This window comes from Henriciella aquimarina, assembly GCF_002088975.1.
Classification (GTDB): domain Bacteria; phylum Pseudomonadota; class Alphaproteobacteria; order Caulobacterales; family Hyphomonadaceae; genus Henriciella; species Henriciella aquimarina.
In genome coordinates, this window is sequence record NZ_NCST01000044.1 from 24,097 (window position 1) to 48,941 (window position 24,845).

The window sequence follows — 24,845 nt, forward strand, 5'->3', positions numbered from 1 at the left end:
GGCGGCTGATCTCTAATGGAGTTCTGGCATTAGGCTTTTTGGCGATTGAACAGCCGGTAGAGCGGTACGAAGACAAGCGCGATATACCAGCCGTAAACGTAGGACTCGATGAGGCCGAGGAAGAAGCTTGAAACCGAAATGAATTCAAATCCGGGTAGGAGCTCTTCCCACGCACCGTGCATGTGGAGACTAGGCGGTGCGACCAACCCCCATGCGATACAGAGCGTAAACGTGATGGCGAGAAAAATGGATAGGGCGTGCCCAGTGGGGATGAGGCGCATGGTGTTTTCCTTCTCTTTGGTTGTTGCCGCCACATAATTCGTGCGACAGCGATGCGTTGCTTCGAAAATGAGTTAATACCCATAGGGGGTATTGGTTACTCCGTATATATACTTAGGGCCCGCATCGTTGTCTTGAGCAAGACAAGCGCGCCGACCAATCCGCGTTGGGTGAGGGATCAGCTGAGATCATCGACGGACACCTCCAAACCCGACAGGCCAATTTTTGGGGTCACCCCGAACCATTGTTGCAGTCGGCGAGTGAAATGCGCCTGGTCAGCAAAACCGCCCGCGGCCGCTGCATCAGCGAGACTGGACGACGCCTCCATTGCCTTAGCGGCGCCGAGCAATTGCAACCATTGCAATAGGTTGCTGGGCGGAACACCGAAGTCCGCCTTGACGATCTCTCGCAGCCGAGTTGGAGACAGCGCGAGCTCGCGCGCCAGAGCGGCGGGATTGGCGAGTGCGCGAACGTTGCCAAGGGCTTTTTGTAGGCGTGAATCTATGGCCGAACCAGGCAACCGGCCCGCGAACCTTTTCGCCCAATCGCGCGCCTGACTAATGTCGCTGATGTGCTCTAGAGCGGCTGATAGATCATCCGAAAGGCAGGCAGGCTGATTGCATTGCTGATCGTTTCGAATTCCGGAAAAGCGCGGGTCAATATAGATCGAGCGCGTCAGGCGTCCCTCAGGACCGATGGAATGGGTCTGCCCAGTAGGGATGTGAATAGCCTTGCCGGTCGGGGCTACTATCTCTGAGTTTGTCGTCACCACGACTGCGCCATCCAGCCCGAGTATGGCCTGATGTGCCAAATGAGCATGTGCCGTGTTCTTGCCAAGGCGAGCGTCGAGCGCGGCCCAGCCGACCCCGATGGCCAACGCGCCAGACCAGGGCGCCGCGCTCATTTCAATCTCCCCTGAGTGTCAGGCTCGGTTGCTTTAAGAAAAGCGTAGATCGCTGTTTCGCATTGACCGCACGCGGTCCCGAGCCTGTTCGGGCTGTTGCTCGTCGTTTCCAGCGAGGCTCTTTCAAGGCCTCTGAAAATACCTGCCATCGCTCGTAGTGCCCTGAGGAGATTTTCTCGGCGGTGTTCGATCGACTTCGCAAATGCCTCAGAAAGAAGAATGCACACCTCGGCCGTCATGAATGCCATTTCTGCAAACTTAGTTGCGGGTGTGTTTTCAGATGCGCTGCTTATAAGCTTCTCAAATTGGCTTTGAGCCCGAAGCAATGTTTCAATCAGTGAATGCGACGCGGAGGTCATGCGGCCACCTCCGGCGATACGGTTTTTTGGTTTATCGAGCGGGCGCGCAGCTTCAGAGCAAGCACTGGCTTTTCGATGACATGCCACGAAGTGGCCGCGACGAGCAGAATGAGCGGCGCGGTCATTATAGCCAGGACAGCGGGGCTAACATCTGGTTGTCCAACCAGAAATACCTGCAAAAGCGGGTAGTGCCAGATATAAATCCCGTACGAATAGTCCGGAATTTTGGCGATGCGGACGGACGCACGTTTTGGCAATCCAGCTCGAAGCATTAGGCTTGTGAGGGCAAGGGTCGCAAACAATTCGCCGAGGGGGCCGCCGCCAAGGAGCGCGAACGCTGCAATCAGACCTGCGACCGCCAAGAGGGGCGGTCTGCGCAAAATAGGCCACTGCCAAAGCGTCATTCCGAGCAGAAAGGCCGATGAGAGGCGGAGCAAGGACATCACGCTCGGCGGGAGCGCACTCGTATCGATGAACAAAGGCGCGCTAAGATAGACCGATTGCACAAGCAAGAAGACGCTAAGAACACGCCATGGGCCGTTGACGGTGCCAAACATGAACGCGATGCCCGCTAGGATGTACGCTGCTAGCTCGAACCGAATGGTCCAGAGCGGCCCGTTAAAGTCGGTTTCCAAATTCTGAGAGAATATCTGTGCGGGCGCGCTGTCGGGATCGCCAAGCGCCAAGACTTTGTAGGTGTATTGCCAGGTCTCCGGCTGAAACAATGATCCGCCGCCCTCGGCCGAATAGACAGGCGCGAAGACGAGGACAAAAGCCGCAAGTATAATCACCAGAGCTGGGTAGATCCGCAGAAACCGTGAAACTGCATAAGCCTTCATATCGCGCCTTGTATGAAGACTCTTGGCAATCAAGAGGCCTGACAGGACGAAGAACCCGTTCACGGCCATATAGCTGGCAGTCCATTCGTGGATGCGAAACGGTTCGAACCCTGTCGTGAGGAGCCAGATATGACCGAGTACTACAGCGATCGCCAACACCCACCGCACCGCGGTGAAGTGGTTTTGACCCATCAGCGGGTCCGCAAGCTGTGTTTGGCCACCCCCAGCCATTTATCAGTGCTCGTGATCTTCGGTGATCGGCGCGGATGACCAATGGACATGGTGAATCTTCCAGACCCCAGCGTCGCGTTTGAGAACCATGGTTTCCATAGCTTGGCGGTGCACGGGCTCGCCTCTATAGGCGCCATTAATCTCCGATTGAGAGATCACCGTAGCGATATCGCTATTCTCGAGAATGTTTCGGTCTTTGAGATCGAATGAAACCGCGGCTGTATAAGCCATGTCTGCGGGCATATGATGGCCGGCATACTCTTCGAATGAGCGCTCGGCGCCGCCGCCCTCAGCGATCACGACGTCGGGGGAAAACAGCGCGCGCAGCGCCGCCTCATCACCTGCTTTTAACGCTTCGCCGAAAGCGTCAGCGACGCTCGCCGGCGATCCAGCTTGTGGCGCGGGTGTTGTGGACGGGCTGTCTCCATCATGGTGCCCATCACTATTGTCATGACTGATTGGAGCGACGTCGTGATGGCCATCGGAGTTTTCATGGGCAGCCGCGGTCGGCGCTAAATCTGGCATGGGATCCATATCATGATCTGCCGTGACGCCGCCGCCGCCATGATCATGGTCGTGGCCATCTCCTGTCACCTGCGGCAGGCTTTTGACCCCAAGGCCGTAGCCATAGACGATTTTGCCGCCCCACCAGGCCGTGACGGTTAAGGCGAGCGCGGCCGCAGCCAAGCCTGTGACGAAAATGCCTGAGGCGGCTTTTGCTCTTCCCGTCCATCGCCAGGCCGCCAATAGGAGGATGGCGAGGCCGGATGGTACAGCCCAGTTGCGGTGGGTGGTCATCGCTGCATGCGACGGCGCGTCATGATCTACCGTGTAATAGGCTTGAAATCCTGCCGCGATTGTCAGCACGATTGCGATCGCACTAAAGGCCAGCATCCAGTCCGCGGCCGGGCGCAGAGTCTCTCGCCATCGCTCGACAGGCGAAAAGGCGGCCAACACATAAGAGGCCAAAGCCGTGAGGCTAAGCGCATAGGCAAAATGCACCAGAATCGGATGCAGGTTCGGTTCAATCAAATCGCCCAAAAGCGCCTCCCAGTTAGCCATATGCGTGAGCGTCGCTATCTTCAGCGACTGGCATTGTCTGGGTGATACGCCGGACACTTGCCTGACCCCTCAAGAATTGTGGGGTCTGCAAGCGGCGTTAGCTCAGGTCTTTCATGCGACGATCAAATTCTTCCTTGTCTATTTCGCCGCGCGCATATCGTCGCCGGAGGATATCGACCGGGTCGTTGGACTTGGAGTCCGCCCCGTCCCGATTGATGGTCGCACGCACAGCGACATAGATCAGCAATGCCAGGACGCCCCAAAAAATCAGCGCGCCAAGATTGCCGAAAATCATATGCCCCATATCGGCCAATTTAGATCTCCATCATGTTTAGAACCAGGTTCGCACACCGACGAGCAATGCCGTTTGATCTTTTTCGCCTCCAGACGCCTCAATGAAGTCTGCGGTATCGCCAATAGCGCTTTGCCATTCGACGCCAATATATGGCGCGAATTCGCGAACAATTTCGTAGCGAAGGCGCAGGCCGGCATCAACGCTGGTTAAACCAGAACTGAGTTGCAGGTCAGGCATATCCTGAGCAGAAAGGCTCGCTTCTAAGCGGGGTTGAAGGATCAGACGCTGGGTTAGCAGCAACTCATATTCGGCCTCGACCCGTGCCGTGACGTCGCCTTCGGTGCTCACAAAAGCAGCAGCGTCAGCTTCAAACCAATGTCCAGCCCGCACTTTATGGGCCAGTTTGAAGTAGGGTTTCTGGGGGAAGGACAGGACAGTCATGACCTAATACCCATATGGGGTATACTCAATATCATCGCCGCTTGCCGATTGCATTTCAACTTGGCCAGCACGCGGCAGTTTGGATTTCCTCCTTATCGCGGCGCACGAGAGGACGAGTGCGTGTGAATGACCTGCCAGGTGCCGGCGACCTTGCGGAACAGCACCGTTTGTTTCCCGATACGCTCCAGGCGTTCGCCATTGGAGCTGAACGTTCCACTGATCGCTGTGTCCGCGACAGCCCATGCAAAGTCACTTCCCTCGAATTGCACGTCTATATTCGAGAAGTCGAGTTCGAGATCCGGAATGGTATCTTTTTCGGGCTCGACATGATTTTCGACAAGGTCGAGCAGGCCAGTATTCTCGCCGCCTGACTCAAAGTACCGGGCGCCTGACCAGTCGAGAAAGTTCTGTCGGAACAGTTCGCCATCGCCGGTCTCCCAACCGGTTTCGATCGCGGCCATGATATCCAGGATCGCCTGTTCATCAGTCGAGACCGGTTTGGTGTCGTGATGGCCGTCGGAGTTGTCGTGTCCGGCGGGGACCGTGCCTGACATTTCTCGATCAGCTGCACCGTCGGTATGGTCGTGATCATGTCCATCGCCGCTCGCCGATGATCCATCCATCGTGTCGGATGGAGGCGCTCCGTGAGCGTCTTGATGATCGTCTGTTGAATTTACGGTGCCTTGGTCGCCATGACCGGCTCCGCCGCCATGATCATGATCGTGGCCTGGCCCGCTGGCTTCAGGAAGGGTCTGCACGCCAAGTCCGTACTTGTAGACAATTGTGCCTCCCCACCACGCTGTAACCGTCAAAAGACCTGCCACCGCCAGGGCACTGATCGCAAATACCGGGCCGGGCGACGAGGCCCTTCTCAGCCAGCGCCAACCGGCGAGGGCCAGTAATGCGAGGCCCGTGGGAACAGCCCAGTTGCGATGGGTTGTCATCGCTTCATGGGACGGCGCATCGTGAGCAACGCTGTAATAGGCCTGAAACCCGGCCGCGATGGTGGCCAGAACCGCCAAGGCAGCCAATGCCAGCATCCAGTCGGCGGCCGGTCGAAGGCTGTCGCGCCAGCGGCCTGCAGGTACGAGGAGGCCAGCCACATATGCCAAGGCTGCAGATGTGCCGAGGGCATAGGTAAAATGCACCAGCACGGGGTGAATATTGGGTTCTATGAAACCGCCCATTTTGTTCTCCTAATACCAGGTCCGCAGGCCCACGAGAAAGACGATATCGTCGCCTTCACCGCCTGCGGCTTTGATCATGTCGCGTGTCTCACCGAAGGCGCTTTGCCATTCGACGCCGACATAAGGCGCAAACTCCCTCCTGATTTCATAACGAAGCCGCAAGCCGGCATCGAGTGTGCTAAGTCCCGCGCCCGTTTCCCTTTCCGGTATGTCCTGCGCGGAAAGATTTGCTTCGATCCGAGGCTGCAAGATCAACCGCTGGGTCAGGAGCAACTCATATTCAGCCTCGATGCGGGCCGTTACATCGCCTTTTTCACTGAGAAAGGCGGAAGCGTCGACTTCGAACCAGTAGGGCGCCAGACCATTCAGTGCGACGACCCCATGCGCGAGACTATCCGGTTCGATGTCGTAGCGAACGCCCGCCTGAACATTCCAGAAAGGCGCAACCGCGCGGGAATAGAGCGCCTGGATCTCGGCATCATCCACGCCCTCTCCATTCAGAGAGGCGCGGCCCTCGCTCTTGAACCAGAGCTTGTTGATATCGCCCCCATACCAAGCCTGTCCGTTCCAGTACAAACTGTCGCCCTCGTCAGACATCTGAGCCTCGAGCTGGTTGAAGAGGATGTAGAAGCTCTTCTGGTCTCCGCCTTCCGCAAGAACGTCCCGGCGAGCGTCCGCCATTGCATCCTCGCCGTAGATGGCGTCGGCCTGATCCCAGGGCGGGGTTTGATTTGTGTCTTCCGCGAACGCGCTGCCGGTCGCGTAGAGCGCGAAGCCGAGGAGGAGAGGGGCTGCCAAATTCGGTTTCATCATGATTTTCCCTCCCCATGGTTCATGCCGTGATGGTCCATGGGCATATTCATCTGACCTGCCGGCATTTTTTCAGCTGGTGTCGTATCGTCTGCTGGCGGAATGACGCTGACGACCTGCATCATGCCAGCGTGCATGTGGTAAAGCAGATGGCAGTGGAACGCCCAGTCACCGACATGTTCTGCGGTGATGTCGACGCTGACCCTGTCTGCAGGCTTGACCGTTACTGTGTGCTTGCGCGGCATGTGATGACCACCGCCATTCACGAGATCGAAAAACATGCCGTGCAAATGGATCGGGTGTGGCATCATTGTATCGTTTACGAGCGTCAGGCGAACACGTTCACCCTCGTAGAACTTGATTGACTCGGTTACCTCGGAGAATTTTACACCGTCGAACGACCACATGTAGCGTTCCATGTTCGACGTCAGATGAATGACAATTTCGCGGCCAGGCGGGCGATGGTCCTCATTCATGTCGAGCGCGCGAAGCTGGTTGTAGGTGAGCGTGCGGTGGGGGACATCATCAAGCCCGAGACCGGGTTCGCCCAAGCGGCTCATCGTCATGCCTGATACTTTTGCGACACCGGGGCCGCGCTCTATATCTGCTTCAATCTTGACGGGCTGGACCGCCGGACCATGAGGATCGGGCATCATCGACATGGCACCCATGTCGTGGCCTTTCATGTCGTCCCCGGCCGTCGCGGTGTCCGGACCATGATCCATTCTCCCCATGCCTGACATGCCCGCCATGTCTCCATGGGCCATTCCCATGTCCCGCATGGTCAGCATCGGCACAGCTCGAAGCGCAGGCGCATCGACCCGCATACCGGCACGCGGGCCGAGCGTGGCGACGGCCTGGCCGGAGCGGTCGATCGATTCGGCAACAAAGGCGTAGGCGCGCGCTTCGGTCGGCGCGATGATGACATCATACGTCTCGGCCACGCCCATCTGGAACTCGTCGGTCTCAACCGGCTGGACATTCAGACCGTCGGCCTGGACCACCGTCATCGGCAAGCCCGGGAGGCGGACATTGAAGAGGGTCATGGCGGAGGCGTTGATAATGCGCAGGCGAACCCGCTCGCCCGGCTGGAAGACCATATTGAAATTATCGGCCGTCGAATGGCCATTGATCAGGTAGGTGTAGGTTTCGCCGGTCACGTCTGCGAGATCGCGCGGGCTCATTCGCATCTGCCCCCACATGCCGCCAAGTCCGGTTGGGTTCGACAGGGTCGGGCGGTTGAAATTCAGGCTCTCGGCATTCTTCTTGAGCTTGTCGAAGATCCGGTGCGGATGCGTGAAACTCCAGTCGCTGAGGACGAGCACATATTCCCGGTCATAAGCCACTGGGTCTGTACCTGCCGGATCTATGACGATCGGACCGTAATGGCCGAGTTGTTCCTGCAGACCAGAATGGGAGTGATACCAGTAAGTGCCATTTTGCGGCACCTTGAACTGATATTTGAACGTTTCGCCCGGTTTGATGCCCGGGAAGCTGACGCCCGGCACGCCGTCCATATGGAAGGGGACAAGCAGTCCGTGCCAATGGATCGAAGTGTCTTCGGCAAGCCGGTTGGTGACGTTCATTGTAACGTCATCGCCCTCGCGCAACCGCAAGAGCGGACCGGGAAGTGTGCCATTGATTCCGGTTGCCATACCGACTTTGCCGTTGAGCCTGACCGGGAACTGCCCGATTTCGAGGTCGAAGCGCGTGCCCGAAAGTGAGGGCACACCAAGGTTTCCGTTGCTGGAAGATTTTGCCCAAGCGGGCAGGAGGCTGCTTGCCCCCAAGGTTGCGCCGGTGCCGAGCACCGTCTGCAACATACGTCGTCTGTTCAACATAATCGTCTCCATGAGGTGAATTTATGCAATCGGGCTGCTAATGCAGCGACGCACGAAATCAGCTCAGGGAACGCACCTTCAATGTGACTGGCGTTTGTTGCAGCAGGTAACTTCGGACCTCAGGCCAGGGCGTGCGGACATTGACGACGCGCTTCCATGCGTGTTGCCATGAGGGTGTAGCAAGCCCGATGGGCGTCGTATCGCCTAATACGTGCTGGACCGGGTTCGCCGTCTTGTCGGCTTGGGCGACCGTTGCTGTCTGAAGCTTGCAGTGATCAGTCTCATCATCGCAGGGCGCCTCAGGCCCATCGGCGGGCGCCTGGTGAGAATGAGCGGTGAACTCGGTTGCCATGCTATTCGTCGCCGACATATCGACGGGACACGCGCAGAGCACCTGCGACAGGCTGAAAAATACCGTCACGAGAGTTGCGACAACAAAGTTCATGACTACCACTTATACCCCATAGGGGTTTAAATCAAGAAAGAACCTCTGAGCACTCAAGGTTTGTCGTAACGGAGCAGGATCAACCCAGACCCGCGGGTCAGTCCCGAGCGAAAAGTTGCATGGCTACGCTCCAGCGCGAATTTGAACGGCCAGCAAATCATGTTAGCGATGTGAATGTCGTTGATAGGCAGCGTCGAACTTTGACAACACGAAAGGGCTGCACCACAGTTTGCACTACAAATTGCAAACAATCTGCACAACAAGCGAAGTTTTGAGTGCCATAGTGCGTTGAATTAATTTAATTTCAAGCACGATTACTGGGCGCGTCACTCGCGGTTCGGAATCCATTGTCGGCTCTTGGCGAAAGGGCAACCTGGTTTCGCTGCGTACGAGCTTCAATTCATAAATAAATTGGACCCCAGACCCTTTTGTTTAGTACGGATTGTGCCATTCCGGTGATTAAGAGACCTGCTTCCTCATTCTATAAAACATCGTAAAATCAATATCTTGCACCTGTGTCGAGAGTATTTATTGTCTTTGTTGTGCATGACTTTTTAATAAGAAATGTTGCATAATATGGAGCATGACCCCTATATTGTGGGTGATGGAGACAGAACATGACCGCGCTTGCAAAACTAAAAAGGAAATTGCGCCCCGGACAGGTGTACCGGCGCAAGGAGCTTGCGACCTGGTCAAACGCTGTCGATCGACATGTTGGACAGCTGCTTGACGAAGGACGCCTCGAAAAGGTTGGGGCAGGGCTCTATATGGCTCCGAAGAAAACTCGGTTCGGGCAGGCACCCGCCAAGCCGGAGAAGCTGGTTGAGTCATTCCTGGGGGATGACCGGTTTCTTATGGTTTCGCCAAACGCCTATAACAGCCTCGAATTGGGAACGACGCAGCTCTACAATGAGCCGGTAGTTTATAATCGCAAACGGCACGGCCATTTCGAGCTGGATGGCCGACGCTATGACTTCCGCATGCGGACCTCTGTTCCTTCAAACCTCAGCGAAGAATTCCTCCTGGTGGATCTGTTGCACAACCTCGATCGGCTTCCCGAGGAAAAGGCAGCAGTGCTTCCCAAGGCACTTAGGCGTGCGCGACGTATGGACCGCGCGCGACTGTCACGTGCGGTGAAGGATTTCGGATCGGCGCGGGCTGCAAGGCTCCTCAAGCCTGTATTGAACCCTGATCAGGCAACCGCCGCGTGACCCTCCTGCACGCACTGCCTGATTTTGCCGACCTCATCGCTGTTGCTGCGCGAAACAACACTATCGATCCGGGCCTCATCGAAAAAGACTACTGGTTGATGCACTGCCTCTGGGGACTGCAGCAGCTTGACTATAAGTTTGAGCTGAAAGGCGGAACTTCGCTGTCAAAGGGATACGGCCTCATCGACCGTTTTTCGGAAGACATCGACATCCTGATCCACCCAGAGACCGACCTCCAGTATGGCCCAAACCACAACAAGCCTGCGCAGGTAAAGGCGCGTCTCGAATTCTTCAACGGTCTGGCCGAAGCCATCAAAATTCCTGGCATTATCGAAGTGGTCCGCGACGAAGAGTTCGACGACACACGCCACTATCGCGGCGCAGGCATTCGATTGAAGTATGAGTCGGTGAATCCACTGCCAGAAGGGCTGAAGGCAGGCATCCTGCTCGAAGTCGGGTTCGACCAGGTGGCGCCGAACCGGCCATGTACGATTTCGTCCTGGGCTTACGAACTTGCAGTCGAGAGTGGGATTGCAGACCTGACCGACACCCGCGCGGTCGATGTGCCTTGCTATGAGCCGGGCTATACTTTTGTCGAAAAGCTCCAGACCATCTCAACGAAATTCCGAAAGCAGCAGGCGGACGGCGACATGCCTGTCAATTTCATGCGCCACTATTATGACGTGTACTGCCTGCTCGCTGACGCCTCAGTGAAAGAGTTCATCGGAACAGACGCGTACAAGGACCACAAGGCCAAAAGGTTCCGCAAGGCAGATGAACCGGACCTCACCAGGAACGAAGCCTTTCTGTTGAGCGACGCAGAAACGCGAAAGGCGTACGCGGACGCTTATGCGAAGTCACGAGCGCTTTACTACAGGGAGCCTGCACTCTTTGACGATATTCTGGCACGCATCAGCCGGCGCCTGCCGGAACTTTGAATGATCGTTGCTCGCAGGGAAACCTCTAACCCTCTGAAATAAAAGGAATTACTAGCTTACTCTTTTGTTGGGTGCGCCCTCCCGCACCCAAACAGGCCCCTGAAGTCCTCACGGATTTCAGGGGCTTTTTTTATGCCTGCAACAAAGTTGATGGACCTGCGCCGTATGCGCGAGCTGTGCTAGGCTTGTCCCCAGCCATAAGAGCAAAGCATTGGGAGGAGATCGAATGTCAGCCGATTCTGCAGGAGGGGCGCCCGCACGGACCGACTTTGTTGCGCGGGCCGGAAGCTATCGCGAGGAGCTGGCGCGCCGCGCCGACGAGACCGAAGCGCTGCGACGGCTACCGCAGGATCTGGCCGACCGGTTCTCCGCCGAAGGCTTTTACGCGCTGTGCAATCCGGCCGACCATGGCGGCTCGCAAGCAAGCCCGCTCGATTATGTCGGCACCGTCGAGGCGCTGGCCCGCGGCGACGCGTCGGCCGGCTGGTGCACCTTCATCGCTGTGACGGCGGCCTATGGCATGGCCTTCGCCGGGACCGAGACCGTCAGACACCTATTGAGCCAGCCGGGCGTCATAACTGCCGGCGTGTTCGCCCCGATGGGGCGGGCGAGACCGGCGACGAAGGACGGCGTGGAGGGCTATCTCGTCAACGGGCGCTGGGCCTGGGGCTCGGGCTCGCAGAATGCGCACTGGATCAGCGGCGGCTGCCTGCTCGCCGATGAGGAGGGCGGGCTGGTCCTCGACAAGGACGGGCGCCCGCAATCGCTCTCGGCGATCTTTGCCGCCGACCAAGTCGAGTTCATCGACACCTGGACGGTGACAGGGCTGCAGGGCACCGGCTCGACGGATTTCCAGGTGACGGACGCTTTCATCCCGGCTGACCGCATGGTGCATGGCTTCGGGACGTCGCGCGACGATTATCCCATCTTCCGCTTTCCGGGCTTCGGCCTGCTCGGCATCGGCATTGCCGCGGTGGCCCTCGGCGCGGCACGCGGGGCGATGGACGATTTCTACGATCTCGCCGTCGACAAGGTTCCGGCCGGGACGCGCAGCACGCTGGCCGAAAAGGCCGGCACCCACCGGGATGTCGCCCTGGCAGAAGCCGCCATCCGGCAGGGCCGGGCCTTCTTCACCGAAGCGATCGAGGCCGCCTGGCAGGCGGCCGAAGCCGGGCCGGTCCCTGTGCCGCTGAAGCGCGACCTGAGGCTGGCGACGACGTCGGCGGTGCGCTCGGCGCGGACGGCCGTGGACCTGATCTATGAGCTCGCCGGCGGCACGGCGGTCTACCGGACCTCGCCCATCCAGCGGCGCTTCCGCGACATCCATGTCGCCACCCAGCACATGATGGTGAAACCGGCGACCTATGAACTGGCCGGGCGGCTCTTCCTCGACCAGCCGACCGACACCAGCCAGCTCTAGGCGAGGCGGGGCGCGGTTTTGGAACGCCCGGCGCGCAGCTGCATTGCCTTTCAGGTGAGCATGACAAAATGGACATTCGCCCGATGAGTACGGGCTCCTGGCTTCAGCGGCGCTACAAGGCCCTGGCCAGCACCATGAACCCGCCCGTCTTTTTCGGCGCCGGCGCGGTCGTGATCGCCTTCTGCATTTTCGGAGGCGGGTTCACCGGATATGCCGAAACCCTGTTTTCCAGCCTGCAGGCGGGCATCGCGCGCTATTTCGGCTGGTATTATGTCCTGCTCGTCACCGCCATTCTCGTCTTTTCGCTCTGGCTCGGCCTGTCGCGCGTCGGCAAGATCCGGATCGGGGGCGCAGGCGCCAAACCTGAATTCAGCCGGCTGAGCTGGCTCGCCATGCTGTTTACCGCCGGGATGGGCATCGGGCTGGTCTTCTGGTCGGTCGCCGAACCGCTCACCCATTTCGATGCCCCGCGCGTCGCGGACTCGCAGTCGGAGGCGGCCGCCCGGGAGGCGATGCGGCTGACCTTCTTCCATTGGGGGCTGCATGCCTGGGCGATCTATTCCATGCTCGCCGTGGCGGTGGCCTATTTTCACTTCAACAAGGGGCTGCCGCTGGCGCCGCGCTCCATCCTGTATCCGTTTCTGGGCGAGCGCATCCATGGCTGGGCCGGCCATATCGTCGATATTCTCTGCACCGTCGGCACGCTGCTCGGCGTGGCGACCTCTCTGGGGCTCGGCGCGCAGCAGATCAATGCCGGGCTGAAGGCGCTCGCCGGGATTTCGCTCTCGGTCGGCACGCAGCTCACCCTGATCGCGATCATCACGCTGGTCGCCACCGTGTCCGTCGTCGCCGGGGTGAAGAACGGGATCCGCCAGCTCAGCCGGCTCAACGCGGTGCTGGCGCTCGTCCTGGTGGGCTTCGTCCTGCTGGCCGGGCCGTTCCTCTATATGCTGCGGCTCTTCGTGACGACGTTGGGGGAGTATCTGCAGGAACTGCCGGCGATGAGCCTCTATGTGAACACCGATCCGCAGGACACCTGGCAGGCCGACTGGACGCTGTTCTACTGGGGCTGGTGGATCTCGTGGTCGCCCTTCGTCGCCATCTTCGTCGCGCGCATCTCGACCGGGCGCACGCTTCGGGATTTCGTGATGTCGGTGCTGATCGTGCCGGTGCTGGCGACCATGATCTGGCTGTCCATCTTTGGCGGGGCCGCGCTGCACCTGGAAAGCCGGGAAGGGGCCGCGCTGGTCAGCGAAGCCATTTCGACCCCGGCGACCGCGCTGCACAACCTGCTGGAGCACTTCCCGCTGACCGGCCTGATGCAGGCCGTGGCGACCGTTCTGATCACCATCTTCTTCATCACCTCCTCGGACTCCGGCTCGCTGGTCGATGACATGGTGACCTCGGGCGGACACCTGCATCCGCCGAAATGGCAGCGCATCTTCTGGGCGACCTCCGAGGGCGTGGCGGCCATGACGCTGCTGGTCGTCGGCGGGCTTCAGGCCATGCGAAATGCTTCTATCTCGCTCGGCCTGCCCATGTCGCTCGTCCTGATCGTCGCGATGGTAAGTCTGGTCCGGGCGTTGCCGCAGGATCCCCAGATCAGGCGGCCACGCAAGGGCGGCTCAGGCCCGGCGGCCTAGTCGAAATCCCGCTTCCATTGCACAGAGAGCTGCTGGCCGTCTTCGGTGCTGGTCGCGGCTTCCACCTCGATATTGCTGAGCGGTTCCCACTCGATAGCCACGCCGGGTGCGCCGGCGGCCCCCGAGCGAACCTCCAGATAGACATCTTCGGTGAGATACTTGCCGCTGGTCACCTGGACGTCGCCGCTGGAGCCGGACCCGAGATCGAAGGTGTCGAGGCCGAGGGCCTGTTCGAGCCCGCCCAGCAGGTCGAAGCCACCGCCGCCGGAGAGCTGGGCGAGGGCTGCGGCCAGACGGGCCGTCTCGAGCGCGGAGAGCTGTGTGGGCGAGCGTCCGAACAGCACGCGCGACAGGACTTCGTCTTCCGGCAGGACCGGATCGGAGGTCAGGCTGATGTCCGGACGGTCGATCGTGCCGGTCACGTTGAGGATCGCGGTGATATCGTCCTTGGCGTCGTGTACCGCGGAGATGTCGAGCCGTGACTGGCCGAGTTCCTGGGCCAGGCGAACCGTGCTGTCTGTAAAGCGGAAGCGCTTGCCGAGGAGGTCGAAGCGTCCGCGCACGACGCTGGCCTGTCCGGTAATGACCGGGTTGCCGAAGGAGCCGGTAATCTCTGCATCGAGGGCCAGTTCGGCATTCGCGCCGCGGCCGCTGACATTGATCTGGTCCGGCGCGGTCAGCGAGATGTCCAGCCGGGTCGCGGCTTCTTCCTGTTCTTCCTCGTCCTCGGACGTGCCGTCCTGCGGCTGGGTGAAGGAGACATCGAGCGTCGGCGGGCCGCCATCGGGCAGCTTGTCGATATTGATCTTGCCTTCGTCGACGGTGAGGTCGCCGGTGACCTCAAGCAGGTCCGGCTTCTGGTTCATGGACATTGTGCCGCTGACCGTGGCCGAGCCTTCGCGGCGTTCGGTGACGACGAGCTTGTCGGCTGTGAGCTCGACATCGCTGCGGGCCGAGCCGTCGATCGCCATGGAGCCGCTGCCGCTCAGCGTGCCGCCGGAGCGTCCGCGCGCTTCCAGACTCTCCAGGGTGACACTGCCGCCACCAAGGGTTGTCTGTGCACGGATGTCCTGCAGCACCATGCCGAGATCGCCATGCTCGAAAACGCCTTCGCTGAGCGCCATCTGGCCCTCGAAGCTGTCATTGAGGTTGGGCAGGCGGCCGGAGACCTGGCCTTCGACGAGACCTTTCAGCACCATTTGCGGCGGCACGACGAGAGCGGCGACAGCCTCGATCTGGCCGTCCAGCGTGGCATTGAAGGGGATGTCGCCGGACGGGTCACGCGTGATGAACGGAGCCGACGCCGAGGTCGTGACCGGGACTTCCGTATTGATCAGGGCGTCCAGGATATCGCTGTCCTGGGCGCGCAATTGAAGGTCGAGACGTTGGGGCTGGAGCTGCCCGTCGAGGAAGAGGTCGATGGGGCCGATCTCTGTTTCCGGACGGGCGACCGAGCTCAGCTCGGCCCTCAGCGGGCCGGCCAAGCCGCCTTCGGTCTCGCGGAAATCCACGCTGATATCCATGGCCCCGGTCAGGGCCTCGCGCCCGGCAAGGATGAGCAGCGGCGCAATGCGGAGGTCTTGGGCTTCGAGTTGCAGGCGCGTCTCGCCGCGGGTCGTCAGCTGCGGAGCGAGCGTCCCGTCGAGTGCGGCGAACCGGGCGGAAGCCTCGAACCCGTCCTCATGCTGAACGAAGCGGATAGGCTCTTGCGTGGTCAGCGAGATGTCGCCGAGCAGCGCAGAGAGCGAGGCGGTGAGATCGGGTGCGCCCGAGCTGAGGCCTTTCACTTCGCCATCGAGATCGACGCTCGTTTCGTAGTTCAGCTCATTAAGCTCGGTGCGCCCGTCCATATCGACCACGAAATTGATGGCCTCCGGTGTCCCGGTGGCACGCACGACGAGCGCATCGGCCTGGGCGGGGCCGAGGGCGACCGTGGCGAGTGTCGCATCGAGGGTGAGCTGTTCGCCCTCGACCTGGCCGGTGGCCTCGATGCTTCGCGCAGGCAGGCCGGCGGGCAGCTCGCCATTCACATCGAGATTGCCGCGCAGGGTGCTGAGCTTTCCGCCATTTGCGGAGAGGTTCGCCGCGGCGACAAGATCGCCCCACTCGCCTTCAAAGCCCTCAACCTGCCAGGCAGCGCCATCGAGAGTGAGGCCCGTGCGTGCGCTGAGCGGGCCAGTTTCAGTGTCGGCGTCCAGCGTGGTGTTGGCGCTGACGACGCCCTGGCGGTAGCGCCCGTCGCTCGCAAGGCGGACATTCTCGAAACTGAGCGGGCTGCGCGTGATGGCGGGCGCGTTGAGCTGGGTCTCGAAGCGCAGATTGTCGACCGGACCGTTGATCGTCGCGCGGCCCGTGAGGCCGCTCAGCGTCGCGCCTGCGACACCGGCTTCGCCGGCTTCAAGGTCTGCGGTGACCGACAGGATTTGATCGGCGGAGAGCCGGCCCGAGCCATCGAGCCGCAGCGTGCCGGTTTCGGCGGTGACGGCTGAGAGCTTCAGCGCGCCATCGGCCATAAGCTCGCCATTGGCGGTGATCCGGGCCTGGCCGTCGCTCCAGTCGCTGACGGGGCGCGGCAGTTCGCCGAGATTACTGGCATTGATGCGCGTTTCGAAAGTGGTGCGGCGGTCGCCGGTTCGGCTGGCCTTGAACTGGCCATTCGCCTTGACCGGACGGGCGAGACCGGCGGCAGCGCCATCGAGCTGGAAGCTGCCGGCCAGTTCGGCGCCGAGCGGCTGTTGCAGCGTTGCGGTGCCGGCGGCGCTGATCCGGGCCGCCTTGCCGCGCACGCTCAGCTCGCGCATGGCAAGCGCGCGTTCGGAGAGGTCATAGCTGAGATTCGTCGACACGACAGGCGCGGCGCCGGCTAGCTTGCCGGCCATGCCGGGCAGGGTGGCGCCTTCGCCGGTGAGGGTCGTGTTTACAAGCACCTGGCCCTGGTCATAGACGGCTTTAAGCGGGCCGGAGACGGTCTCGGCGGCAAAGCTCGGCACGTCGACGGCGTCGGCCTCGATGGTGCCGTCAAAGCGGACAGAGCCGGCATCGTACACGGCCGTCCCGTCCAGCAGGGCGCTGCCGACGGAGATGGAATCGGAGCCGGCATAGCGGTCGGGCCGGTCGGCTCTCAGGCGCAGGTCGGCACTGTAGACGCCGGACCTGTCCTGCCGGGCGCGGGCTTCCAGATTGAGCCCTTCGGCCCGGGCGTCGAGATCGAGGACGGGCTGGCTGCCATCCTCGCGCAGGATCGCGCCGTCAATGGTGAGTTCGTCGCCCAGCGTGTCGGCAATCCGGGCGGTCAGCGGGTGGCGGGCCGGATGGGCGTCGATGTTGAAGGCGATGGTCTCGTTTTCCGATTGCGCGTCGATGCTGATCAGAGACTGCTCTGAAACAGCGATCTCGCCATCGGCCTGCCATGTCTCCAGCGTGCCGTCGGCGTCGAGCCGGGCGTTCAGCGACTGGCCGGGCTGCAGCCGGGCAAGCGAGGCGAACAGGCCGCCGGCCGGGCCGTCGAGGGCGAGATTGCCGCGCACGCGGAAATCCTCAGACCAGGTGAGGTCGGCAGTCAGCCGGTCACCGTCGCCTTCAAGCGGCAGGACGGCCAGTTCGGTGCGCCCGCCATCGCGGCCAAGCCGGCCCTGGCCATTGATCTCCAGCGAGAGCGGGCGGGGCAGGACGCCCTCATCGGTGCGCACCTCGCCAATCCTCAGCGTCTCGATCTTGCCCGCGCGCAGCGGCATGGTGCCGCTCCCGGAGGAAGACTGGCCAGACGACACAAGCACCGGGCGGCGCATGACATGGATAAGGTCTGCCTCAAGCGCCTCGACCCAGAGTGATCGCTTGCGCAGGGCCAGCGGCTTCCAGTCGGCCAGCACATTCTCCGCCTCGAGCCAGATGCCATCCTCGTCGGCCACGGTCAGGCGCTCGATCCGGAAGGTGCCCAGCAGGTCACCGCTCAGCCCCTCGATCTCGATATCCTGGCCGGACGGGTCGGCGGCTTCGATGCGGGCTTCGACAAAGTTGCGCCCGATGGAGGATTGTGCGGCAAATCTCAGCGCAAGCAGGATCACGACCAGCAGGCCGACAAGCCCGGCCAGGGCGATCAGGCCCCATTTCACGAGGGGGCGGCGTTTGCGCGCGGTCTGCTGCTCTCCGGTGTCGGTCATCAGAACGCCTGCCCGATGGAGATGTAGACCTGGACGGGATCGTCAAAATCGGTCGGGTTCAGCGGCGCGGCGACATCGAGCCGGATGGGGCCCGCCGGGGTGGAATAGCGCACACCGATGCCGGCACCGTACCGGGCTTCATTGAAGTCCGAGAATTCCTCGGTCGAGACATTGCCGGCATCGACAAAGGCGACGACGCCGATCTTTTCCCGGATCGCATAGCGCGCCTCGAGCGAGGCCTCGATGAGCGACTTGCCGCCCAGCGGTGTGCCATCCTCGGCGCGTGGGCCGATGCCCTGATAGGCATAGCCGCGCACACTGCCGCCGCCGCCGGAATAGAAGCGGGTGTCGACCGGCAGGTTGGCGGCGCTCGCCCCTGTGACGGCCCCGGCCTTGAACCGTCCGGCGAGCACGAATTTGCGGGCCTCGTCGAACGGGAAATAGGCGCTGATCTGCGCGACGGAGCGGACATAGGGCGTGGTCTCGTCGCCGAACGTATAGCTCGGTTCGACGCGGCCATTCAGCCGCCAGCCCTTGCGCGGATCGAGCAGGCTGTCGGTCTTGTCGAGACGCCCGTCGGCGAAGACCGACAGGATCTGCAGGTCGCGCTCGCCATATTCGTCTTCTTCGTGGGCAAGCTCGCCATTCACGCCATAGGAGTAGGTGAAGTCCGGGCTCTGGACGACTTCGAAGGCGGCGCCGAGCGTGAAGGCCTGGCGGTCATAGGCGTCGGTCAGTTCCTGGATCAGGGCGGTGTTGAGCACAAGGCCGCGGCCATAGCCGAACTGGTTGGGCCGGCGCCAGGTCACATCGAGGGCCTGCTTCATCTCCGCCATGGTCAGCTCGGTCGTCAGCGTGTCGCCCCGGCGCATCAGGTTGCGGCGGGTGAATTCGGCATTGAGACCGGCGCCTTCATTGGTCGAATAGCTGGCGCCGAAGGCGATGGTGTGGCGCGGACGTTCGGTAAGGGTGACGTGAACATCGCGGATCTCGTCGCCGGACTCGGTCGTCCCGCTCGGTTCATCGGCGAGCGAAGCGCGGGCCACCTTGAACATGCGCGTTTCGGCCAGACGCGTGTTGAAGGCCGACAGGGCGTCGGGCGAATAGATCTCGCCCTCCTCATACGGAACAAGCTGGTGAAGATATTTCGTCTTGGTGACCAGCTCCTCGCCGTCCGGGAACGTGGTTTCACCCAGCTGCACGCGCGGGCCGGAATGGACGATATAGGTCACCGCAAGCGTCTCGGCCTCGCGGTCGCCGATCACGCGGCGTTCGCGGACTTCGGCGAAGGGATAGCCCTCATTGCGCAGGGTCGAGGTGATCCAGCGTTCCGCGTCGATGACTTCGGACGGGATGGCCGGGCGGCCGGCGCGCACGGGCAGGTCCTGACGGATCTCCGAAAGGGACTCCTCGCGCGGGGCCGGGGTGTCGAATTCGACGGTGACGGTTTCGAGTGAAAAGGACGGCCCCGGATCGACGCGCAGGCGCGCGGCCGGCGGCTCGGTGCTCTCGATGCTGAGGTCGATGCGCGGATCATAATGGCCAAGGCTGTTGAGCTTGCCGCGGACGGCATCGGCTGCCCGGCGCCCCTGACGGCGCGCCTCCAGCTGGGTTTCCGGCGTGCTCTCGTCGGGCAGCGCGTCGCGCACGGCCTGTTCGATGTCCCCGGTGACATAGTCGCCGGTGAACTCCACCTGCACGCTCGCGGCTGCCGCGGGCAGGGCGGGCAGGAGGACCGCGGCGATGAGAGCTGTTGTGTATCGTGCCATTCAATTCAAACCGGGCTGAGACAGCGTGTAACCAGCCATGCAAGTTCCGCACTAATCACGGCAGAACGAGGACAAGACTGTATATGGTTGCAAACGCGGGTAAAAACCAATGTTTACAGCATCAGACAGGGCGGTAAGGCGTGGCTGGCCAGTCTTTCTGAAGCCGGTGGTCCGGGCGGGAGAGGCAGGGGCGTTCCATGAGGCGGGCCTTCATTCTGAAGCTGTAATCGCACGCGCACAGTGTCACAGAGAAACATAGAATTCGTTACCGGTACGGATGGACTTGCGTGGAGTGTGCATGCGCGTTCAATCTCCGTCCCGGTCAGGGTTTAACGCGCCGGGCGCGTGTTTCCGTCGCTGATCTTTCGAGGGGGCCTATCATGAACCGTTCCGCCGCGCCTGTCTGGAGACTGGCCGACCGGCGCGAGGAAAGCCGGACGTTCAGCCCCATCGGGGCGGAGGAGGCCGCGCGCGTGGAGCGCTTACGGGACGCGGAGACAGCGCAGGATTTTCTCCATGCCCGGTTTCTCCTGCGGCAGCTCGCCGGCGAGATGCTTGGCTGTTCGCCGGCCTCTGTCAGCCTTGAGGGGCATGACGATGCCCCGCCCCGGCTGGTGGACGCGCCGGCCATGGGGGTGTCCTGGTCGCGCTCGGGGCCGCTCGCGCTGGCGGCTCTTTATCCGGGTGGACGCGTCGGGGCGGATCTTGAGCGTGTGCGGCCCATCCGTTTCGAGCCGATGCTGGACATGATCGCGCAGGCATCCGAGCGGGCCGCGGTGCTGGAAGGCGCGGATGAAGCCGACGCGCGCCTTGCTTTCTACCGGCTGTGGTGTGCGAAGGAAGCGGTCCTGAAATGGCAGGGGACCGGGCTCCGGGGCGGGGCGAAGACGGTAACAATCCCCGAGAGTTTCATCCGTGGGGAAACCGACAGGATGCAGATCGAACAGGCGGGTATCCCGCTGACGCTCCATCTGCTGCAAACGCCCCCCGACCGGGTGGCGGCGCTCGCCTTCAGCCGTTGAAGACGGGGCCGAACATCCAGCCGGCGAGCGACTCGCCATTGGTGTGGCGCGTATCGCGCATGTCAAAGATCATCAGCGCGACTTCGCCGGAGGCGCGGCCCGAAGCCAGACCTTCGCGCACGGTGTCGAACCCCATGGAGGCATAGAAGTCGCGCAGGGCCGGATCGGCCAGGACGGCGATATAGCGCCGCTTCTCCCGGGCCACGAAATCGAGCACGGCGCGCATCACCGGCTCCAGCAGGTTCGAGCCCTTGCGCACAGGCGTCGTGACAAGGTTCGCCACGATGACGGCGCCATGATCGGGCCGCGGCAGCGTGTTGCGCAGGTCGTAGACGTCATAGGCGCTCGCCGGCGTCATGGGCGAGACCGGGATGACCTGCGCGCTGGCGACGAGATCGGCGGCGTCGAAGAGGGCAAATGTCACCCCATGGCGATCATGCTCATGCGCCACGCGGCGAGCTTCATGATCGGCGCCCGCCACAGGGCCTTGTCCACCTGTGCAGAGCGCCCGGTAACGCTGATGCTGCACCAGGGGCAGGGTGCGCTCGTCGACGACGATCAGTTCGACTTTATTCGTAACGGTCATCACTCACGGCCCAGGCGCGCGCTTTCGAATCGAACTTCAAGTCGTAGCGGTGACGGCGCGCCGGGCCAATGACGAATGGCGGGTCGAGGTGTATGGCCTGCGGGTGGAGGCCCCATTTGCGGGCGAAATGCTCCTTCACGGCGACCGCCTTGACGAGGTCGCTGCCGGTGAGGCCCGGGCAGCCCCAGGCGGCGGCCACCGTGCCGGGCAGCCAGTCGCAAGCGATGACATCGGCCGGTGACAGCAGGGTCCGTCCTGCCTCGAAACGGCTGAGCGGAGCGGGGTGGACGTCGCTTGCGCCGGTCAGAAAAGCGCGTCTTTTCAGCGGGTTGAGCGCCGAAAGCGGACCTTTCGGATAAGCCTTCTCGATCAGGTCGAGCCGGGCCCAGAGGACGGTGTCCAGATAGGCTTCGATGGTGACAGGCAGCTCGCCCGTGGAGGCATCGCGCTGGCCGGGCACGCCGCGAACGGTGAGCGTCCCGTGCGCCGGCAGGTCCGAGCAGATGACAAGCCGCTCGATGCGCACCGGATAGATCGCGCAATCGTCGACACCGTCGAACCATTCTTCCGGCGTCTCGTGCGGGGGGCCATGCACCAGCGCGTCGAGGATGACGGCGTCGAAAGCGTCGCCCGGATCGGCGGCGAGCGAGAGGTCCACCCTGGCCTCGAAGCCGCGGGCATCCCGGTGCAGCTCTGTGACAGGCCGCAGGCCGGGGCCGTGGAAGAGGTCGGCGGTCTCGTACGGGTCCGGCCGGGCGGGGCCATGGTCCTGGGCGGCAAGCCGTGGGGCGGGCTTGCGCGGGCGTGTCAGGATCTCGCCGGCCGAGAGCGTCGAGAAGGGCGTATCCGGCTCGCCGGCCGGGCGCCCGCGCAGGCGGGCGGCGCCATCGGGCGTCACCTGGGCCTCTACGAGCAGGCCGGTCTCGGGAACAGACGCCCATTGCCGGGGCGAAAAGGCTTTCAGTTCGACCGGATAGCCGGAAAAACCCGCTTCGCGCGCCTGGCGCAGCAGCATGCCTGCCTGCGAGAGCAGCGGCAGCGCCGGCAGCGTATGCGTCGGGCGGTGCGCGCCGACCCAGGCCGGGCTGTCTGGCGTGAGCGTGTCGGACTGGCGATAGAGCAGCCTTGGCGCCGTCGCGCTGGAGAGGCGGACCGAGACCCCGCGCATCTCGTAGATGCGCAGGCCGTCGACCCAGAGCGAGCCGGTGCCGCTGACGATAGTCTCGGCCTCATGCTCTTTTACCGCATCGACCTCGATGGTGGCCGTGACCTGTTTCGCGGTCGGTGTGACCTGGCCGCGATAGGTCCAGGCGACATCCTCACCGGGCGCAATCGGGTCCCAGTGCGGCCGCTCGAAACGGTGGGCGAGGCCTTTCAGATCCGCCGCGCGGGCGAGCAGCTGGACCAGCATGTCGAGACCGAGCGAGCCCGGCTGGACCGGGTCGGAGAAGAAGTGTGCCCTGAAATACCACGCATACGGATCGACACTCTGGCGCGCGCGGATGCGGCCCATACCGGCGTTGCCGCCATCAGGCTCGAACCGGTCGATGAGGTCGAACAGGCCAAGCCGGCCCTGTGAGACGGGCAGAACGGTATCGGCTTCGCTCGGTGGATCGGCTGGCGCGGTGAGGAAGGCGCGGGCCTCGTCGCTCGCTTTCAGTCCGGCCTGGGTGGCGAGCGAAGCCTTGGTGAAGAAGCCGAAACTCGTCTCCAGCGTCACGACGGGCGTGCCGTCGGCGAGTGTGGCGTCGAGCTCGAAGAAGACGATGGTCATCGGCCCGACGCGCGAGCAGCGGGTGAGCGTCGTGCGCGTCCGGATGGTGCCGTCCTCGGGGCGGATCGGGCGCGCTGTCCTGCCGGCCCCGTCGAGATTGCGAAAGCGGGTTTCGCCCGACAGCGCAAAGCCCGAATAAGAGGCAAGCCAGCCGCAGGGCTGCAGGATCACTTCGGTCAGCACCGAGAAGGGCATGGTGGCCGTGCCGCCATCGCGGAAATACCAGGCATCCGGTGGAATGTCGTATTCGGCGGTGGCCGTCAGGCCGGCCTTCTGCTCGCCAGCCGGGCCGGTGACTGACAGCACGCGGCTCACCATGTGATAGGGCGGCTGCGGTAGGCGGGGCACGGCGCCCTTGGTGTCGAAGGGGGCATACATCGACCCGAAGGCCTGGCTCGGCGCACCGGAGCCGCACTCGATCATGGCGGCGGTATCGCCGCGCACATCGCACTCGTCATTGACATAATGTGGCACGCTCGCGGCTTTGGGCATGGCTGGCCACTTGCGGCGAAGCCGGATGCCGAAGCGCGGACAGTAGAAAATCTTCCGTCCGTCCGAACAGGCAAGAAGGCTTGCAAAAACAACCGGTTCTTCGCCATCGATCACCTCGTCGATGAAGACTTCATAGGTGACGTCATGATCCGTATCCGGAATGACCTGGCCGCGGCAATAGAAAGTGGCGGCTTCGCCCGGCACGGGCTCGAAGACATGGCTGTCGCGCTCCACCGTCAGGCCCAGCGCGGCGGCGGTAAATTCCAGCGCCTGCACGGCGGCCTCGGCCATGAGCGTGCCCGGCATGCAGGGGTCTTCATGGAAGTGGCCGTCATAGAACCAGGCATCCTTCGGCACGTGCTGGCGCGCCTTCAGATAGCCGCGTCCCCATGGCCCGCCCTGCGGGTCGAAATCGGCGACCTCGTCGAACAGGGCCAAATGCCCGCCGGGCAGGCAGGCCGGGCGGGTGTGCGGGGCGGCCCGCTCGAAACCCGCGCCGAAGCAGGCGAAGGTGTCACCGGCGCGGAAGGCGGCGACTTCTGCGGCGCTGAAGCGGCGTTTGGCGCTCGGCACCACCGGGTCGAGGACGGGCTCTGCCGTGGGCGCACCATCCTTGGCGGCGTCCCAGAGCACGCCCTTGGAGTGGGCAAGTTCCTCATCGGTGAAGAAGCCGGCCTGGCCGTTTCGCACCGACAGGATCAGCCGGTCCTCCGTATAGCAATCATATTCGAAGAAGAACATGCGCACGCCGGAAAGCTCGGCATGGCTCTTGATCGAGATCTGGAAGCGGATCGTCTCGCCGACGCGCGGCAGGCCGCCCTCATGGAAGGTCAGCTCGCAGCCGAGCAGGCGGTAGACCCGGTCGGAACAGTTCAGCATGTCCGCGCCCATCCAGGAGATGAGGGCGAGGTCGGCCTGCCCAGCCTCGATCATCGGGCCGGGACGCAGCAGGCCGTCGCTGACCGCCCAGCTGTCGGCGGTCACATCGGTCTCGGTCCAGATCGTGCCCTTGCCCTGGACCAGTGCTTCGGCATCGATTCCGGCAATCCGGTCGCAGAGCAGCATGGGCGGACGCGGCATGCGCACCTGGCGGCGGTATTTGTCCTGCGCGGCAAAGGCCGGCCCGAAGACCTCCGA

At 62.4% G+C, this 24,845-nt stretch carries 19 protein-coding genes and 1 pseudogene; 5 read left to right on the top strand and 15 right to left on the bottom strand.

Going from position 1 to position 24,845, the window contains the following annotated elements; genetic code table 11:
- Positions 1 to 29 precede the first annotated feature (29 nt).
- The 11 genes from B8784_RS07245 to B8784_RS07295 all read right to left on the bottom strand — a co-directional run bounded on the left by B8784_RS07245 (position 30) and on the right by B8784_RS07295 (position 8,693).
- Complete coding sequence (locus B8784_RS07245) at positions 30 to 281, bottom strand: DUF5676 family membrane protein (protein WP_084396990.1); 252 nt, start codon at positions 279 to 281, stop codon at positions 30 to 32.
- A 176-nt stretch (positions 282 to 457) separates the two neighbouring features.
- Positions 458 to 1,183: a helix-turn-helix domain-containing protein gene (locus tag B8784_RS07250; protein WP_084396992.1), complete on the bottom strand. Its 726-nt coding sequence runs from the start codon at positions 1,181 to 1,183 to the stop codon at positions 458 to 460.
- Positions 1,180 to 1,542 (bottom strand): hypothetical protein, encoded by a 363-nt coding sequence (locus B8784_RS07255; protein ID WP_084396995.1) that lies wholly within the window; start codon positions 1,540 to 1,542, stop codon positions 1,180 to 1,182. The genes B8784_RS07250 and B8784_RS07255 overlap by 4 nt, the downstream gene beginning before the upstream one ends.
- Positions 1,539 to 2,612 carry an acyltransferase family protein gene (locus B8784_RS07260; protein ID WP_084396997.1) on the bottom strand — a complete coding sequence of 358 codons (1,074 nt, stop codon included), beginning with the start codon at positions 2,610 to 2,612 and terminating at the stop codon, positions 1,539 to 1,541. The genes B8784_RS07255 and B8784_RS07260 overlap by 4 nt, the downstream gene beginning before the upstream one ends.
- Positions 2,613 to 2,615: 3 nt before the next feature.
- On the bottom strand, positions 2,616 to 3,731 hold the full coding sequence (locus B8784_RS07265) for a nuclear transport factor 2 family protein (RefSeq protein ID WP_143435347.1): 1,116 nt from the start codon (positions 3,729 to 3,731) through the stop codon (positions 2,616 to 2,618).
- Positions 3,732 to 3,771: 40 nt separating this feature from the next.
- Positions 3,772 to 3,978 (bottom strand): SHOCT domain-containing protein, encoded by a 207-nt coding sequence (locus tag B8784_RS07270; protein WP_084397002.1) that lies wholly within the window; start codon positions 3,976 to 3,978, stop codon positions 3,772 to 3,774.
- Between the two features lie 27 nt (positions 3,979 to 4,005).
- Positions 4,006 to 4,410, bottom strand: a complete 405-nt coding sequence (locus B8784_RS07275; RefSeq protein ID WP_084397004.1) for a copper resistance protein B — start codon at positions 4,408 to 4,410, stop codon at positions 4,006 to 4,008.
- Between the two features lie 92 nt (positions 4,411 to 4,502).
- Positions 4,503 to 5,597: a DUF2231 domain-containing protein gene (locus B8784_RS07280; RefSeq protein ID WP_034827457.1), complete on the bottom strand. Its 1,095-nt coding sequence runs from the start codon at positions 5,595 to 5,597 to the stop codon at positions 4,503 to 4,505.
- Positions 5,598 to 5,606: 9 nt separating this feature from the next.
- Positions 5,607 to 6,410 (bottom strand): copper resistance protein B, encoded by an 804-nt coding sequence (locus B8784_RS07285; protein WP_034813580.1) that lies wholly within the window; start codon positions 6,408 to 6,410, stop codon positions 5,607 to 5,609.
- Positions 6,407 to 8,260: a copper resistance system multicopper oxidase gene (locus B8784_RS07290; RefSeq protein ID WP_233356014.1), complete on the bottom strand. Its 1,854-nt coding sequence runs from the start codon at positions 8,258 to 8,260 to the stop codon at positions 6,407 to 6,409. Before B8784_RS07290 ends, B8784_RS07285 begins: the two co-directional genes overlap by 4 nt.
- Positions 8,261 to 8,306: 46 nt before the next feature.
- Positions 8,307 to 8,693, bottom strand: coding sequence for a hypothetical protein (locus B8784_RS07295; protein ID WP_034813575.1), 387 nt, complete (start codon positions 8,691 to 8,693; stop codon positions 8,307 to 8,309).
- 617 nt (positions 8,694 to 9,310) lie between these two features.
- Here B8784_RS07295 and B8784_RS07300 point away from each other — a divergent pair.
- The 4 genes from B8784_RS07300 to B8784_RS07315 all read left to right on the top strand — a co-directional run bounded on the left by B8784_RS07300 (position 9,311) and on the right by B8784_RS07315 (position 13,905).
- Positions 9,311 to 9,904 carry a hypothetical protein gene (locus B8784_RS07300; protein WP_084394437.1) on the top strand — a complete coding sequence of 198 codons (594 nt, stop codon included), beginning with the start codon at positions 9,311 to 9,313 and terminating at the stop codon, positions 9,902 to 9,904.
- The gene (locus tag B8784_RS07305) at positions 9,901 to 10,842 is read left to right on the top strand and encodes a nucleotidyl transferase AbiEii/AbiGii toxin family protein (RefSeq protein ID WP_013301472.1); all 942 of its coding nucleotides are present in this window, start codon (positions 9,901 to 9,903) and stop codon (positions 10,840 to 10,842) included. The genes B8784_RS07300 and B8784_RS07305 overlap by 4 nt, the downstream gene beginning before the upstream one ends.
- A gap of 226 nt (positions 10,843 to 11,068) precedes the next feature.
- On the top strand, positions 11,069 to 12,262 hold the full coding sequence (locus B8784_RS07310; RefSeq protein WP_084397007.1) for an acyl-CoA dehydrogenase family protein: 1,194 nt from the start codon (positions 11,069 to 11,071) through the stop codon (positions 12,260 to 12,262).
- Between the two features lie 83 nt (positions 12,263 to 12,345).
- On the top strand, positions 12,346 to 13,905 hold the full coding sequence (locus tag B8784_RS07315; protein WP_084397020.1) for a BCCT family transporter: 1,560 nt from the start codon (positions 12,346 to 12,348) through the stop codon (positions 13,903 to 13,905).
- Here the strand turns inward: B8784_RS07315 and B8784_RS07320 are convergent.
- Both B8784_RS07320 and B8784_RS07325 read right to left on the bottom strand, forming a co-directional pair.
- Positions 13,902 to 18,065: a translocation/assembly module TamB domain-containing protein gene (locus B8784_RS07320; RefSeq protein ID WP_084397009.1), complete on the bottom strand. Its 4,164-nt coding sequence runs from the start codon at positions 18,063 to 18,065 to the stop codon at positions 13,902 to 13,904. The two genes, B8784_RS07315 and B8784_RS07320, sit on opposite strands and share 4 nt — an antisense overlap.
- On the bottom strand, positions 18,065 to 19,834 hold the full coding sequence (locus B8784_RS07325) for an autotransporter assembly complex protein TamA (protein ID WP_084397011.1): 1,770 nt from the start codon (positions 19,832 to 19,834) through the stop codon (positions 18,065 to 18,067). The genes B8784_RS07320 and B8784_RS07325 overlap by 1 nt, the downstream gene beginning before the upstream one ends.
- A gap of 380 nt (positions 19,835 to 20,214) precedes the next feature.
- On the opposite strand from B8784_RS07325, the gene B8784_RS07330 reads away from it, so the two are divergent.
- Entirely contained in the window at positions 20,215 to 20,856 is a 642-nt protein-coding gene (locus B8784_RS07330; RefSeq protein ID WP_084397014.1) for a 4'-phosphopantetheinyl transferase family protein, read from the top strand.
- Here the strand turns inward: B8784_RS07330 and B8784_RS07335 are convergent.
- Both B8784_RS07335 and B8784_RS07340 read right to left on the bottom strand, forming a co-directional pair.
- On the bottom strand, positions 20,846 to 21,442 hold the full coding sequence (locus B8784_RS07335; protein WP_084397016.1) for a hypothetical protein: 597 nt from the start codon (positions 21,440 to 21,442) through the stop codon (positions 20,846 to 20,848). The genes B8784_RS07330 and B8784_RS07335 overlap by 11 nt on opposite strands.
- A pseudogene (locus B8784_RS07340) lies at positions 21,426 to 24,845 on the bottom strand (polyketide synthase dehydratase domain-containing protein); the annotation flags it as partial. The pseudogene B8784_RS07340 and the gene B8784_RS07335, both read right to left, overlap by 17 nt.